The 13,678-nt window shown below is 48.0% G+C and carries 15 protein-coding genes and 2 tRNA genes; all 17 read right to left on the bottom strand.

Features of this window, described 5'->3' with window-relative positions; all coding sequences use genetic code 11:
• Positions 1-359: 359 nt before the first annotated feature.
• Positions 360-431 (bottom strand) — tRNA-Asp (locus tag ACYQ2E_RS10785).
• A gap of 193 nt (positions 432-624) precedes the next feature.
• A tRNA-Val gene (locus ACYQ2E_RS10780) sits at positions 625-697 on the bottom strand.
• Between the two features lie 134 nt (positions 698-831).
• Positions 832-2,088, bottom strand: a complete 1,257-nt coding sequence (sstT, locus tag ACYQ2E_RS10775; RefSeq protein ID WP_460018070.1) for a serine/threonine transporter SstT — start codon at positions 2,086-2,088, stop codon at positions 832-834.
• Positions 2,089-2,200: 112 nt separating this feature from the next.
• Positions 2,201-2,716 (bottom strand): NUDIX hydrolase, encoded by a 516-nt coding sequence (locus ACYQ2E_RS10770; protein WP_460018069.1) that lies wholly within the window; start codon positions 2,714-2,716, stop codon positions 2,201-2,203.
• A 5-nt stretch (positions 2,717-2,721) separates the two neighbouring features.
• Entirely contained in the window at positions 2,722-3,165 is a 444-nt protein-coding gene (locus ACYQ2E_RS10765) for a GNAT family N-acetyltransferase (protein WP_460018068.1), read from the bottom strand.
• 322 nt (positions 3,166-3,487) lie between these two features.
• Complete coding sequence (nrdF, locus tag ACYQ2E_RS10760) at positions 3,488-4,564, bottom strand: class 1b ribonucleoside-diphosphate reductase subunit beta (RefSeq protein ID WP_460018067.1); 1,077 nt, start codon at positions 4,562-4,564, stop codon at positions 3,488-3,490.
• The gene (locus tag ACYQ2E_RS10755; protein ID WP_460018066.1) at positions 4,564-4,890 is read right to left on the bottom strand and encodes an ATP cone domain-containing protein; all 327 of its coding nucleotides are present in this window, start codon (positions 4,888-4,890) and stop codon (positions 4,564-4,566) included. The genes nrdF and ACYQ2E_RS10755 overlap by 1 nt, the downstream gene beginning before the upstream one ends.
• A gap of 1 nt (position 4,891) precedes the next feature.
• Positions 4,892-5,353 carry a class Ib ribonucleoside-diphosphate reductase assembly flavoprotein NrdI gene (nrdI, locus tag ACYQ2E_RS10750; protein WP_460018065.1) on the bottom strand — a complete coding sequence of 154 codons (462 nt, stop codon included), beginning with the start codon at positions 5,351-5,353 and terminating at the stop codon, positions 4,892-4,894.
• A 12-nt stretch (positions 5,354-5,365) separates the two neighbouring features.
• On the bottom strand, positions 5,366-7,657 hold the full coding sequence (nrdE, locus tag ACYQ2E_RS10745) for a class 1b ribonucleoside-diphosphate reductase subunit alpha (protein ID WP_460018064.1): 2,292 nt from the start codon (positions 7,655-7,657) through the stop codon (positions 5,366-5,368).
• A 134-nt stretch (positions 7,658-7,791) separates the two neighbouring features.
• Positions 7,792-8,013 carry a glutaredoxin-like protein NrdH gene (nrdH, locus tag ACYQ2E_RS10740; RefSeq protein ID WP_460018063.1) on the bottom strand — a complete coding sequence of 74 codons (222 nt, stop codon included), beginning with the start codon at positions 8,011-8,013 and terminating at the stop codon, positions 7,792-7,794.
• A gap of 121 nt (positions 8,014-8,134) precedes the next feature.
• Positions 8,135-9,205 carry a SepM family pheromone-processing serine protease gene (locus ACYQ2E_RS10735; RefSeq protein ID WP_460018062.1) on the bottom strand — a complete coding sequence of 357 codons (1,071 nt, stop codon included), beginning with the start codon at positions 9,203-9,205 and terminating at the stop codon, positions 8,135-8,137.
• A complete protein-coding gene (gene coaD, locus ACYQ2E_RS10730; protein ID WP_460018061.1) occupies positions 9,171-9,659 on the bottom strand; it encodes a pantetheine-phosphate adenylyltransferase in 489 nt (162 codons plus the stop codon). The genes ACYQ2E_RS10735 and coaD overlap by 35 nt, the downstream gene beginning before the upstream one ends.
• Before the next feature lie 122 nt (positions 9,660-9,781).
• On the bottom strand, positions 9,782-10,324 hold the full coding sequence (gene rsmD, locus ACYQ2E_RS10725) for a 16S rRNA (guanine(966)-N(2))-methyltransferase RsmD (protein WP_460018060.1): 543 nt from the start codon (positions 10,322-10,324) through the stop codon (positions 9,782-9,784).
• On the bottom strand, positions 10,321-10,659 hold the full coding sequence (locus ACYQ2E_RS10720; protein ID WP_460018059.1) for a hypothetical protein: 339 nt from the start codon (positions 10,657-10,659) through the stop codon (positions 10,321-10,323). The genes rsmD and ACYQ2E_RS10720 overlap by 4 nt, the downstream gene beginning before the upstream one ends.
• 22 nt (positions 10,660-10,681) lie before the next feature.
• Entirely contained in the window at positions 10,682-11,938 is a 1,257-nt protein-coding gene (locus ACYQ2E_RS10715) for an MDR family MFS transporter (RefSeq protein ID WP_460018058.1), read from the bottom strand.
• 304 nt (positions 11,939-12,242) lie between these two features.
• Positions 12,243-13,463, bottom strand: a complete 1,221-nt coding sequence (locus ACYQ2E_RS10710; protein WP_460018057.1) for an MDR family MFS transporter — start codon at positions 13,461-13,463, stop codon at positions 12,243-12,245.
• A gap of 3 nt (positions 13,464-13,466) precedes the next feature.
• Positions 13,467-13,678, bottom strand: a 212-nt coding sequence (locus ACYQ2E_RS10705) for a hypothetical protein (protein ID WP_460018056.1), incomplete at its 5' end; no start/stop codon positions are given.

The raw sequence follows: 13,678 nt of genomic DNA, 5'->3' as shown, positions 1-13,678 counted from the left end.
GCTCTACCGACTGAGCTAAGGAGTCCAATATGTGAAATACTCTGGTAGAGCATTTGTAAGGATGACTGACTCCGTCAGTCTTTATCCGCAGCCTCGAAGCTGTGCTTCGAGCTCTACCGACTGAGCTAAGGAGTCCAATATGTGAAATACTCTGGTAGAGCATTTGTAAGGATGACTGACTCCGTCAGTCTTTATCCGCAGCCTCGAAGCTGTGCTTCGAGCTCTACCGACTGAGCTAAGGAGCCTTATATAAGAAGTCTATTCCTGCTCTCTGAGCAATCATGGAGATTTCCGATAAAAAATTCTCAACAGAGAACTTTCAAACGGTGACGAAACTTCTTCAATCATAAAAGAAGTTCCGGTCCCAGCGGGAATCGAACCCGCCTCTCCGCCGTGACAGGGCGGCGTACTAACCGATATACTATGGAACCTGTCAAGCTGTCGCTTGGCAAAGATTCATGGGCTCCCGCCCACGTATAGAAAACTTCAGAAAAGCTTTCTGCTGGCTGCAGTGGCACATTTGCCATCGCACGACCTTTTTCAGGGTCGACACAGACTTCACGTCTGTTTTTAGTTGCATGAATACTTTAGTAAATCATGCATCAGGCACCGCCAGGCACCTGATGGGAGTTAACGGGATCGAACCGCTGACCCTCTGCTTGTAAGGCAGACGCTCTCCCAGCTGAGCTAAACTCCCTAAATCATTGTCTCACAAGACAACAATTTATTCTATCAAAAACACGTATCCTTGTCAAGTAAAAAGTAGTGTTCTCTATTTTTATTTTTCGTTCATTCGTCATTTTACTGATTACTGTCTGAAAACTCGCTGCCTCAGTCCATCGCTTTGGCCTGTTTTACACGTTCTGAGACCCTGACGATGATGCCGTCTTTGCGCTGGTCATAAAACTCTGCGGTGGCGGCGAACAAGAGGTCAGCGGCCGAATTAACAGCCGTTTCAACGGCATCTTGTATCACGCCAATCGTAAAACCAATTCCTACAATCTGCATGGCCACATCGTTGGAAATGCCAAAGAAACTGCAGGCCAGCGGGATTATCAGCAGGCTCCCGCCGACTATGCCCGACACACCTGTAGAGGCAATGGTCGCAACCAGCGAGAGGATAAAGGCCAGGAGAAAATTGACATGCATGCCCAGTGTGAAAGCCCCTACCATGGTCATTATTGTCACCGTAATGGCCGCGCCGCCGGAATTGACCGATGCGCCCAAGGGGATGGAAATCGAGTAAGACTCTTCGTTGAGCTGGAGTTTGCGCGCGACTTCCATGTTAATCGGCACGTTGACGGCCGAGCTGCGGGTGAAGAAGGCTGGAACGCCGCTTTCTTTCATGGTGTAGAATGTCAGCGGGTAGGGATTCTGGCGCAGAATCAGCCAGACCATCAGCGGATAGACGCCGTATGCTACGAAAAGCATTGTGAAAACAAGCAGCAGAATGAGTTTTCCGTCTTCGACGAAGATTTTCAGCCCGGTTGACGAAACTGACGTGTAAACAAGCCCGACGATTCCCAGCGGAATGAACTTGATGATGATTTCGACCAAGTGGCTAATCGCACTGGTAATGTCGTCAAGTACTTTTTTGGTTGCATCGCCCGCCGCGCGAAGTCCGGTGCCGAGCAGGCATGACCAGAGCAGAATTGCCAGGTAATTGCCGTCAATCAGTGCTTGAATCGGGTTGGACACTGCGTTCATTAAAGCAGTTTTAATAATCTGTACGAGGTCTGACGGCGGGTTCTGCCCAGTTGCGGCCGCGCCCAAAGTGACTGTTACAGGGAAAAGATAGACGGCAATGACTGCAACGAAGGCCGCGATAAAGGTTGCAAGCACGTAGAGTATAATGACCGAGCGAACATGTGTCCGGCTGCCTTTGCGGTGTTTACTCAGTGAGGAAGTAATCAGGAAGAAGACCAGCAGCGGTGCAATGGCTTTCAGTGCGCCCATGAACAGGTCGCCCAAAATACCGAGAAATGTCCAGCTGGGAAGAAAAACGCCGAATAGGGCGCCGATAATGATAGCAATAATCACTTGTTGAATTAGCGATAGTCGCGGGAGTTTTCCGATAAGGTTTTTCATAAATTTTCTCCTTTAATTAGCATTCGCGCAAGCGCTTGGCCTTTTCAGATTATTTTGACTATTGTAAACTATTTTTTCAATTTTAGCAAGAAAAAAACTGCTTCGCAGCAGTTCAGATAGGCGACTCATCCGTCCGAGCAAGTTCAAAAATCTCAGCATTATAAATATTCGGCACAAAATTCCCGCTCAGAATCAGCTGTTTCAGCTCTTCTTCCGCTACCCAGCAGACCTCCGCCACCTCTTCAGTCTGGAGTGTCAAGTCGGACAATTCAACATCAAGCTTCAGCAGATAAATCTCGTCCCAGCCTTCGTAAAATGAAACCGTCAAGCGGCTGGGTGTCTCTGATAAGTCCAGTTCTAAGCCGATTTCCTCGAAAAGTTCACGTTCAGCAGCCTGATAGATTTCCTCGCCGGAAATGGCTGCTCCGCCGGCTGTGAAGTCCCAGTAATCCGGCCAGGATTTTTTGTCACTTTGCCGTTTTTGTATCAAAACTCTTTCGCAGGCGCTGTCAAAGATGATAACATGCACTACAAACCGAAATTGGCCGTTTGAGAGCGGAATGTCTCGGGTTCCAATTTCTCCTGTTTTTTCTTTTCTGGCGTTATAAATGTCAAAATGCTCTGTCATCTATTTCAACCTCTCCGCATGGCAACATGCGGAATGCCGTCTTCCAAAAATTTCTCGGAGATTTCTTCAAATCCGAATGATTTGTAAAAATTGCGAAGATAGTACTGTGCTTCAATTTTGATTGGCTGGTCACCGACCGCCTCTATGCCGTGCTGCAGGAGTTCCCGCGCCAGGCCCGCGCCGCGGGCCGTTTTCTTGACTAAAACACGGCCTAGGGCTGTTTCGTCAAATTGGGCGCCAGCCGGGATGATGCGCAAATAGGCCAGGATTTCGCCGTCCGTTTTGTTTTCGAGCCAGAGATGTTGGGCGACGAGGTCCAGATTGTCCACTTCCTGATAGGGGCAGGCCTGCTCGACCACGAAAACTTCGGTGCGCAGGAAATAGATTTTCTGGAGTTCTGCGGTGCTTAGTTCGTCAAAATTTTTGATTTGCCAGATTTTGTTGTCCATATGATTATTATATCACTAGAAACAAGAAAGCGGCCAATACATTCCAGTTCCGGCCGCTTTCTTTTATTACCTCTTATCAGATTTACTTTCTCAGGTCTAGTAGCTCGCGCGTCTTGAAAATGCGGGCGTGTTTCACATCTTATACAATTGAGTTCATCTACGCCGCTTTGCGGCTCCGAATGTCCGTTTTCTCTACTTGCTAAAGCAAGTGAGAAAAAGGCAACACGCCTGGAGCTAGGAAATTAGATAAATCGGAACCTGCCTTACGGCAGAACCGCGATTTCCTAAATTTCTACGCTCCAAAGCGGGCGTGTTTCACATCTTATACAATATCATAATCGTCATCTGTCATCGGGCTGACTTCGCCCACCAGATAGGAGTTCCCGACGGCCGAGAAAAAGTCGTGGTTGCTTGAACTAGTCGAGATGCCGTTCATGACAAGCGGATTGACTTTGTCGGCGGTCGAGGCGGCGAAAAGCGGGTCAAAGCCGAGGTTCATGAGGGCCTTGTTCATGTTGTATTCGGTGAAGGTCGTGACTTCATCCACCCAGCCGATTTCCGTGTAAATCTCGCTGATATAGTTGACTTCGTTTTCGTAAAGCTGATAGAGCAGGTCATAGGCCCATTCGGTCAGTTCCTGCTGGTCGGCCTCCGGCAGTTCGGCGAAATCTTTTTGTAAATAGTAGCCGATGTAAGTTCCGTGGACGGATTCGTCGCGGAGGATTAATTTGATGATTTCTGCGGCGTTGACCATTTTGTTTTCACCCAGATAACGCAAGGGTGTATAGAAACCTGAGTAGAAAAGCCCTGATTCCAGGAAGGTCGAGGCGATACGCGTTCGCATGCCGGCCAGCTGAATCTCATGCTCCGTCATCGAAAAACTGGCGTGTTCCGGGTAATCTTTGACAAAGGCGGCCAATTTGCCTGCTTTGTAGACTTCATCAATCAGCTCGGCTTTTTTCTGCAGGTAAGGGTCCTTGTCGCCCCAGGCATAGAGCGCATCAATCTCCTGTGTGGTCATGAGCGAGCTGAAAACAGTCGAATAGGACTTAGCGTGAACCCCTTCCATGAACTGGATTTGTCCCAGTGTAGCAGCTTCCTGCGGTGTGTGCGCAAATTCGCGGATGATGCCGTTGCCGTCATTGGACTGCACCGTGTCAAGCAGCGTCAGACCCAGAAAGACCTTGCTGTAAACGTCGCGCTCGAGGTCTGACAATTCGCGCCAGTCTTTCAGGTCGTTCGACACCGGCACGCGCGTGTCCAGCCAGAACTGACTGTTGAGCTTGTCCCAAGTGTACTTGTCGATTGGATCCTCAATACGGTTCCAGTCGTTGGCAGCATAAACAGCGGCATGACGATTGTTCACTTCCGCCAGATGATTTGTTTGCTTAAATCCCATCAGACACCCCTTTCAATGGCTTTTTGCGTCTTGTAGCTCAGATAGGCCTGGCCGACGAATTTAGACAGCACGTTCAAATGCTTCACAGCCATGTTCTGAATCTCTTCAATGTCCAGCTTCTCCGCCTTTGCGTTCATGACATCGGCATGCACAAGCCGCGCGACATCATTGGCCAGACGATTGGCCTTGATAGGATTGTTGTGGTAGCCGCCGATATATTCACCGTTGACCTTGCCGTTGTAGGCGGCGCGGAAAATCGCCTCCTGAATCTTCGTGACATCGTAAGCCACCACGCGGCCGTCCCGTTTGATGATTTGTTTCTCCATTTTAAATTTGCTCCATATGTTCTGTGTACATGTTCATCTGCGACGTCGTAATCCGCGCCCCTTTGGACAAGTCGTCCACTATTTTCCTGACAGCAGTCACATCCGTCGGAGTGCCGCTCATCTCGAAGTCATAAATCACAGGAATCTGATATTTCGCCGACAATTCTTTAGCTGTGAAAATATAGATGCCCGCAAAGTTGCGATTGCCAGTGCCGATAATTCCCTTACAGAGAGCTGCGTTAATGCCTGCGGCCATAAATTCAAAGACCGGAGCCATGACCTCCTGCGAGTGCTGGACGCTCGGCGTTTCCTCAGCATAGCTCGGCGTAATCAGAATGAAAGGCTGTGTCATTTCAACATCCGGAAAATCAGACGTTATCTCGACAAATGTCTCATTGGGCATGTCCAGTTTTTTGACAAATCTGCGAGTTTGTCCTGTAATTGAAAAATATACGATTTTCATAAATTGCTCCTTTTAAATCATACAACTCTCACATTCGTTGGCACCGCCGTGCTCTTTATCTGTGTCGGCGGTATATTGTCTGGTGTAGTACATAGACTTGATGTTATGGTGCCAGGCAAAGTTTCGCAGGATAGACAGATCGCGGGTTGTCAGCTTCGGGTTGCCGCCTTTTTTCCACTCGTACAAATCAGGGTACTCTGTAAAGTCGGAGCGCAGGTACATGGTCAGTGAAAGTCCCTGGTCGGTGTGCTCTGTGGCAGCTTCGTAGATGCGAATCTGCCAGCGCATGTCCTGGTCATAGGCAGACTTGTAGTAAGGAATTGTCTCAGAAGTCAAGCCGAAAGCTGGGTAGTAAATCTTGCCGACCTGGCCTTCCTGCCGCTCTTCAATACGGTTAATAATCGGCGCAATTGACGCGGAGCAGTCGTTCACGTAGGAAATTGACCCGTTCGGCGCCAAGGCGATGCGATATGAGTTGAAGAGGCCGTGAGCCTGCACGGAAGCTTTCAGCTCTGCCCAGTCTTCCTGAGTGGGTACGTGAATGTCCTTAAACAGAGCCTTCACAGTATCAGAAACTTTGTCAAAATAATCGGTATGCAAGTATTTCTCGAAGTATTTCCCCGAAGCATAATCCGACTTTTCGAAGTTGGCAAATGTCGCCTGGCGCGCCATCGCAATCTGGTTGGAGCCCAACAAGGTATAGTAGTTCAGGCAGAGGAAATAGAGACCTGTGAAATCGACCGCGTCCTGGCTCTCGTACTGAATGTGGTGGCCGGCGAGGTAGGAGTGCAGACCCATCGCACCGAGACCTATGGCGTGGTTCATTTTGTTGCCGTGGTCAATCGTCGGCACAAAGGACAGGTTTGAGGCGTCTGAAATGAAGGTCAGGCCTTTGACCATGGCCACGATGTCTGCGCCGAAGTCTGCGCCCGCCTTCATCATGTTGATGATGTTGGTCGAGCCGAGGTTGCAGACGATGTCCTGACCCAGCGTGGTGTACTCCTGCTCCTCCGACAAGACAGACGGAGTCTGAATCTGCAGGATTTCTGAGCAGAGGTTCGAGCCGAGAATGCGCCCGGCAATCGGATTCGTCCGGTTGGCCGTGGAAATGTTGATGATGTAAGGGTAGCCGGACTCCTGCTGGAGCTCTGAAATCGCCTGCTCAACGGCACGCGCCTCCAGCCATTTGACGCGGATGCGCGGCATCCCTGTCTCTTCGTCTGTCTGCTTTGAAAGCTCGACTAAATGGTCATATTCCTTGTCAATGTCCACATAGGTGAAAGGCATGCCCAGCTCTTTCTCGACGAAATAAGGGTCGAAAACGGCCATTTTGGCATTGGCCTTCGCGAGCTCGTAGAATTTATCCGGCACGGTCAAGCCCAGTGACAGCGTCTTCAAGCGAATTTTCTCGTCGGCGTTTTCCTTTTTCGCTGACAGAAATTCCATAACATCGGCATGAAAGACCGGCAGATAGGCGACACCCGCGCCTGGACGTGTTCCGAGCTGGTTGGAATAGGAAAAGCTATCCTCGAAGAGTTTCATGACAGGCAGGACACCTGAGGCCAGTCCGTCCATTTTCTTGATGGGAGAGCCTGCGGCGCGCAGATTGCCGAGAATCAGGCCTACGCCGCCGGCCTTGCGGGAAAGCTGCAGGGCGTTGGTAATGCTGCGGCCGATGTCGGACATATTGTCCTGAACCTGGATAATGAAGCAGGAAGCGAATTCTCCGCGGCGTGCCCGGCCGTTATTGGCGTAGGTAGGCGTTGCGGGCTGGTAGCGGCGGTTGATGATGACGCGCGCAATGTCACGTGCCAGCGCCTCATCACCGTTTGCCTGGTAGAGCGCATTCATCAGTGCCCTATCCTCCGGGTCTTCCAGGTAAAACTCGTTGTTATTGGTTTTCAGGGCATACTGGCGGTAAAACTTGTAGGCGGCCATGAATGACAGGAAGGTGAAGTTCTGCTCCTGCAGCCAGAAACGCAGTTCTTCGATGAATTCCGGCCTGTAGTTGTGAATGAATTCTGACTCATAGTAGTCGTTGGCCATCAGCCATTCCAGCTTGTCATAGTAGCTGTAGACGGTCTCGCTGTCAAAATCCGCATGTTCCTGAGCAGCCCATTCGGTGTTGACAGACAGGCTTTCCTTTCCTGTATAAGTGAAAGCGCGGTTGGGCGCCACATTTTCCTTGAGAAAGGCGACAATCGCTTCCTTATCCTTGTGCAGCGGGATTTGGCCGTTGACCGGGATATTGATTTGATTGTTCAACTCAAAGTAGGTGGGGTTTTCTATATTTTTAAGGCTCATTTCTTTCCCATTTCCTTTTTTATATTTATAGACAAAAGGCTCCGCCATTTACAAAATTAATGACAGAAGACCTTTTCTATCTCAGTAAGTGTCAAGTCCACAAACAGACACTTTATATTTAGTTGTGCGAAAACTTAAACAGCCAGCGTTTTCAACTGGTCTGGGCGAAAACCGTAGAAGCTTGTCTCAGCCGTTTCAACAACCGGTACGGCCTGATAGCCGAGCGAAATAACATAGTCGCGGTACTCCGGCTCATTTTCGATATTATGTTCAACATAGGCAATATCATGCTCATCAAGATACTTTTTGACCATTTTACATTGCATGCAGTTATTTTTTGAATATACTTTTACCATTTCGAGTGAAACTCCTTCTTTCGTGTATTTATTTTACTATATTTCCGGCTTTTTTACAAGAAAATAGCACTAGATATAGTGCTATTTAAAAACAAATTATGCAATTTTATACAACATATAGTTATTTGTTTAAGTAATCTAGGGCATCCTGAACTGTTTTTACAGGAATAATTTTCATTTTTGTCTTAAGTTTTTCAGCTGCTTCTTTTGCTGCCAGATAATTGTTCTCGGAGACTTTTTTGCTGCCGGAATCGGGCACCAGAAAGACTTCGGCCTTATTCTTCGCGGCGCTGGCGACTTTTTTGTCCACACCGCCGATTTGGCCGACGCTGCCGTCTTCTTCAATCGTACCGGTGCCTGCGATTTTCCGCCCTTGCAGGAGCTGGCTGCCGGTCAGCTGGTCATAGACTTCGAGCGTAAACATCATACCGGCGCTGGGGCCGCCGATGCTGCCGGCGTCTATTTTCACCTTGGGCTCTGTCTCAACCACTGTGTGGTCAACCAGGCCAATGCCGATGCCCGTTTTTCCGTTGTCAAGCTTGATATACTTGCCTTTAAAACTATGCTGGCTGCCGTCAATCCGCGTCACATCAATGCTGACAGAGTCACCTACTTTTTGACTGCTTACATAATTGACCATTTCTTTCGAGGACTTGAATTCCTGTCCATCCACAGCAGTCACAGTATCCGCAATCTGCAGGTCATTTTTAAAGGTCGAGTTTTTAGTAATTTCCAGAACGTAAACGCCCTGATACTTCATCGTGTAAGGCTTGCCCGCCAGTTTGAAAGCCTGGTAAACCGCCGTGTTCTGCGCAGTTTCCATGTAAAACTGATTGACCAGATTGTACTGCTTATTGTTCAGGCCGCCGGTCATTTCCTCTTTCGGGACAACTTCGGCAAAACTGTTGAATTTGCTGGCCAGAATCATGGCATTATTGGCCGGGGCAATGGTGACCGCCGTCAGGTAGAAATCGCCCTTGGACTCGGCCGACTTGCCTTTGACCGTTATCATGTCCGACAAAGGCAGCGTGATGCCCGGCTGCTCGATGTAGTAAGGCTGCGGCCAGAAAAGGTACAGCACCGCACAGATAAACACCAGAATCGGCAGTACAACAGATAAAACTCGCTTTAGCTTACGGTTTCTAGGTTTTCCAATGTTAATTTCTTCCAAATTTTTTCTCCAGACTTTCATTCACATTGCTCGGAACAAACTTGGACACATCTTGGCCGAAACCCGCTAACTCTTTAATACGGCTGGAAGAAATCATGGACAAACCCGGCTGAGCTGTCAATAAAATCGTCTCAACGCCCGTCATCTCCCGGTTAAAATAAATCATATTTGCTTCATAGTCAAAATCCGCCGACGTCCGCAGCGCGCGCACCAAAGCAGTCACGCCCTTTTCCCTGGCGATGTTGACCGTCAAATCTTTGCCATGCACCAAGAGCTCAACATTTTCAAACTTTGCCAGATTCTCATGAAGCAGGCCGGAGCGCTCATCCAGGCTAAAAAGATAATTCTTATCAGGATTATTGAAAATCCCCACATAAAGCTTGTCAAACAGCTGGCTCGCGCGGGCAATAATGTCCAGATGGCCGTTGGTCACCGGGTCAAAACTACCCGTGAAAAAACCGATTTTTTCTGTCATATCTTACTTCCTTGCATAATTGAGTTCAGTACGCCTGAGGCTAGAAGATTAGATAAATTGAGAACCTGCCTTACGGCAGAACCTCAATTTCCTAAATCTTTACGCCTCAAAACGGGCGTACTTCACATCTTAGTATAAATTGTGATTTTTGTGATGCCATAAATCTTTTGCTTCCAAATCTCCAAATCACGGATAACTTCAGGCAATTCCGTACTTTTTTCGGTTTCACAGATGATTTTTGCCTGAGCAGTCAAAAGATTTCTCGTCTGCAGCATCTCAATATCTGCGGCCATCTCCTGCAAGGCATAAGGCGGGTCAAGGAAGATCAAATCAAAGGGCTTTTCCATGCGCACCATGGCCTGCTGCGCAGGCATCTTCAACAGCTGGAACTTCTCAGACTCTTTAGTCATCTCCAGGTTAGCTGAAATCACCTTTTGAGCACCGGAATCCTTTTCTACCAGAGTTGCCGCCTCGCAGCCCCGCGAAACTGCCTCGATGGCCAATGCTCCCGAACCCGCATACAAATCGAGGACACGCCCTCCGTCAAAGAAGCCGCCCAGCATGTTGAAAACCGCCGCCTTGATTTTGTCCGATGTCGGCCGCGTCGTACGTCCATTCAGACTTTTCAGCGTTCTACCGCCGTATTTGCCCGCTACAACTCTCATTGGTTAATTATAGCATTTCTGAGCCGCAAAATTGTCATTCCTGTTAGATTTCCAATCAGTGTGATGATTCCGTAGGCTAGGACATAAATCCATGCTGAGGCATTGTAGAAGATAAAAATTGAAGGAATAAATAAAATACTTGAAAGAACGACGAAGACGATGTTAAAGGAGTGTCTGAAGCCATAGACAATCGAGCTGACAAGGCAAATAAAGGGCATGACAATCAGCAGGAGAAACATTGCTGCTCCTGTGCTGCTGATTATGAGGGGCAGCAGATAAAAATCTGCTGCGAGAATGACTAAATGGGACAGCATAGGCTTGAGTGAGCGGGTCATTTTTCCCTCCCTTTCACTTCTTCTATTTGTCAGACACAGAGTCAAGAGCTACTGACTTTTCTAATTTCGGATTTTCGTGTCTGCGAATCGCAATCTGCGAAGGAACCACGCCAAGTATGACGATGAGTCCCATCAGCGCCACCATTCCCGGATTGCCGACAATGGCTGAACCGGAGAGCATCATGCCGCAGAGGATGGTTCCGATGGTTTGGGTGACGTTAAAGACGCCGGTGTAGGTGCCGACACGGTCGCCTTCCATGAGGTCGGCACGCAGAGCTTGGGAGAAGGGCACGACAATCATTTCACCGAGAGTCAAAACGAGTGCGGCAATCATTTCGGTGGTGAAGTCACGTCCGATAAAAGCAATGATGAAGCCGCCGCCTTGTATAATCATGCCGACGCCCATGCCGCGGCTGCGTGTCCAGTTTTTGGTCAGGTGGTTGATGAAGCTCATCAGGAAGACGATGAGCAGCGTGTTGGTGATGAGAATCAGGCTGAGCATGCGCTGGCCGTAGATTTCGATGCCGAAGATATGTGTTGTGCGGAAGCTGTCAGACAGGTGAACCGGCAGATAATAGTCGACCTGCGAGAAAATCATGGCAATGAAAACCGAGGCAAAACAGTAAATCATAAAGGTCTTGTCTTTGCTGACGATACGGTAAGCTTTGAAAATATTTTCCTGTTTTGCAGGACTTTTCGACGGGTCAAAACTCTCCGGAATCTTGAAGTAGACCAGAAAGAAGGCCAGCAGCTCCTGCAGCGTAATCGCCAGCAGCAACTCAAAAAGAAAGTCGCGGAAAAAGATGCCGGACAAGGCTGAGCCAATCAGAATGCCGAGGTTCAAGGCCCAGTACTGAATGCTGTAAACCACGCGCCGGTTGGTCTCGTCGGTCAGGTCAACAATCATGGCGCCTGACGCCGTATTAAAGAAGCCGAAGCTGAAATTCATCAGCAGGAAGCCAAAATAAGTCGTCCAGGCATCGAAAAACCAGGGCGAATTCGAGAGGGTCGCTATTAGACCGCCCAGCACAGAGCCAGCTGTAGAAATCAGCATCACAGGTCTGCGGCCGCGGCGGTCCGACAAATGTCCGGCATAGAGCCCGGCAAAAAAGACCAGCACAGAGCTGATAATCAGCAAAACACCAGTGATACCGGCGCCAAGGTACTTATTGTAGTAAATCGTCATCGCGCTGCCGACTGTCGAAAAAGTCAGTGCGCCAAGGAAGTTCATAAATATACGTAATTGAATTGTAGGGTTTAAACTTTTAAAATCTTTCATAAATAAATCCTCATAAATAATAAAATCTCTAGTCACCTCTTAAGGGCAGCTCTAACAAACAGCTTTTCGTGACTTTTGAGCTCAATTTTCCCCCGCAAGGGGGAAAGCGATCTGTAAGCGGCTAAAGCCGTAACAGCCTGCTTTTAAGTCAAGGAAGACCGACGACGGCTTACAGGTGTAAGTCTAGGAGGGCTGACGCAGGATTTTGAAAATTGAGCCAAAATCACGAAATCTGTGTTTGTTAGAGCTGCCCTTTATTTTAAAAACAAGGTGAAAAACGGAAAAAGCGTGTCAGAATCAGTTCTCATGACTTAGAAGTTTCATGCCATTTGACCGATTTAAGTAAAAGAATCACCGCAAGTATTTCAATCAGCACAAGCAGTGTGCTCACGCCGATTTCTTTTATCAGCGGTGAAATTGCCACAGTCAGGCTAGCGATAATGCTGGCTGCAGGCTGGCGCATTGCCCCTACGCCATTGTATGCACCAATTTTTTCCGGGTCCATCATTTCTGCTCCGATGACTTGAACGGCAGGTGTATAAACAATTTCACCGAAAGTGTAGATAAACGCTGAAATAAAAATCGGCCAGAAGGTATGGGTGAGAAAGGATAGCCCCATGCCAGCGGTCATGAAGATTGTTCCAAAGACAAAGGCCCTCTGGTGAGACACATGTGCAAAGAGACGATTAACCCCTGTCATGCAAAGTACAACCAGCACACAGGCAATGATTAAATAGATTGTGAACATCCGCTGACCATAAATTTCAATACCAAAGATATGAACTGTCGTGAATTTTTCCGTCAAATGTATCGGCAGGAAGCTGTCAAACTGCATGATAATCGATGCCGCCAGAATATTTGCCAGCATAAACACCATATAGGTCTTATCCTGCACCACCGTCCGATAAGCCTTGAAAATATTTTCCTTTTTTACTGAAAGTTTGGACAAATCAATTGACTCTGTAATGAAAAAGAAAATAATCCCGAAAGTCAAAATTGTCCCGACCACTAAAATCAGCAGCAGGTCAATGAAATGGTCCCGGAAAAGCCAAGCGCCAAGCGCCGCACCCAGGACGACCGACAGGTTAGCTGCCCAATAATCCAAGGCAAAAACAATCTTTCTGTCCTTAGTGTCTGTCAAGTCAATAATCATCGCATTTCCCGTCGTTACCACACAGTTATAGCCGAAGGACACAAAGAGAAAGGCAAAAAAGGTGAGCCAGGGACTGAAAAGCAGCGGGGAGTTTGCCGTGAGCGCAAGCACAGCACCGATTAATTCAATCAGAGCGCCCCAGAGCATAGGCCGTCTTCGACCGATTTTATCTGCAAAATGTCCTGCAATCAAGCCGGCGAAAAAAGTCACCAGGCTCGACAAAATCAGGATAATGCCCGTCAAACTGGCGCCCATGTTCTGATTATAGTAGATAGTCATTGAGCTGAACACAGCGCCATAGGAAAAAGCACCCAGAAAAACAATGACAAGGCGGAGCTGGAGATTACGATTGAGGGCAAAAAATTCTTTCACAAGTTACTTTCCAAATATTTTGAATATTGCTACATATACTACCATAAAAGGCGGTAAAAAGAAAGCAATAACGGATTCTTTTGCCGATCGAAAGTTATAAAATGAAGTTGGACACTTTTCCAACAAAAAATCATCATGTTTTCTTATAATAGTTTTTTCGACAAAACAATATAGAAAAGAGACATGATGACCTTCTCCAATTGTAGCACAGAACA

The organism is Lactovum odontotermitis, assembly GCF_054658595.1.
The sequence above is the reverse complement of the archived record's forward strand: the minus strand, read 5'-3'. Positions and strand labels throughout refer to the sequence as shown.

What these genes read in the sequence shown, in the direction of transcription:
- sstT (WP_460018070.1), bottom strand. Translation starts at nt 2,088, where the DNA reads ATGAAAAACCTTATCGGAAAACTCCCGCGACTATCGCTAATTCAACAA.
- rsmD (WP_460018060.1), bottom strand. Translation starts at nt 10,324, where the DNA reads ATGAGAGTTGTAGCGGGCAAATACGGCGGTAGAACGCTGAAAAGTCTG.
- ACYQ2E_RS10765 (WP_460018068.1), bottom strand. Translation starts at nt 3,165, where the DNA reads ATGGACAACAAAATCTGGCAAATCAAAAATTTTGACGAACTAAGCACC.
- coaD (WP_460018061.1), bottom strand. Translation starts at nt 9,659, where the DNA reads ATGACAGAAAAAATCGGTTTTTTCACGGGTAGTTTTGACCCGGTGACC.
- nrdI (WP_460018065.1), bottom strand. Translation starts at nt 5,353, where the DNA reads ATGAAAATCGTATATTTTTCAATTACAGGACAAACTCGCAGATTTGTC.
- ACYQ2E_RS10720 (WP_460018059.1), bottom strand. Translation starts at nt 10,659, where the DNA reads ATGACCCGCTCACTCAAGCCTATGCTGTCCCATTTAGTCATTCTCGCA.
- ACYQ2E_RS10715 (WP_460018058.1), bottom strand. Translation starts at nt 11,938, where the DNA reads ATGAAAGATTTTAAAAGTTTAAACCCTACAATTCAATTACGTATATTT.
- ACYQ2E_RS10735 (WP_460018062.1), bottom strand. Translation starts at nt 9,205, where the DNA reads ATGAAAGTCTGGAGAAAAAATTTGGAAGAAATTAACATTGGAAAACCT.
- nrdH (WP_460018063.1), bottom strand. Translation starts at nt 8,013, where the DNA reads ATGGTAAAAGTATATTCAAAAAATAACTGCATGCAATGTAAAATGGTC.
- ACYQ2E_RS10770 (WP_460018069.1), bottom strand. Translation starts at nt 2,716, where the DNA reads ATGACAGAGCATTTTGACATTTATAACGCCAGAAAAGAAAAAACAGGA.
- ACYQ2E_RS10755 (WP_460018066.1), bottom strand. Translation starts at nt 4,890, where the DNA reads ATGGAGAAACAAATCATCAAACGGGACGGCCGCGTGGTGGCTTACGAT.
- nrdF (WP_460018067.1), bottom strand. Translation starts at nt 4,564, where the DNA reads ATGGGATTTAAGCAAACAAATCATCTGGCGGAAGTGAACAATCGTCAT.
- nrdE (WP_460018064.1), bottom strand. Translation starts at nt 7,657, where the DNA reads ATGAGCCTTAAAAATATAGAAAACCCCACCTACTTTGAGTTGAACAAT.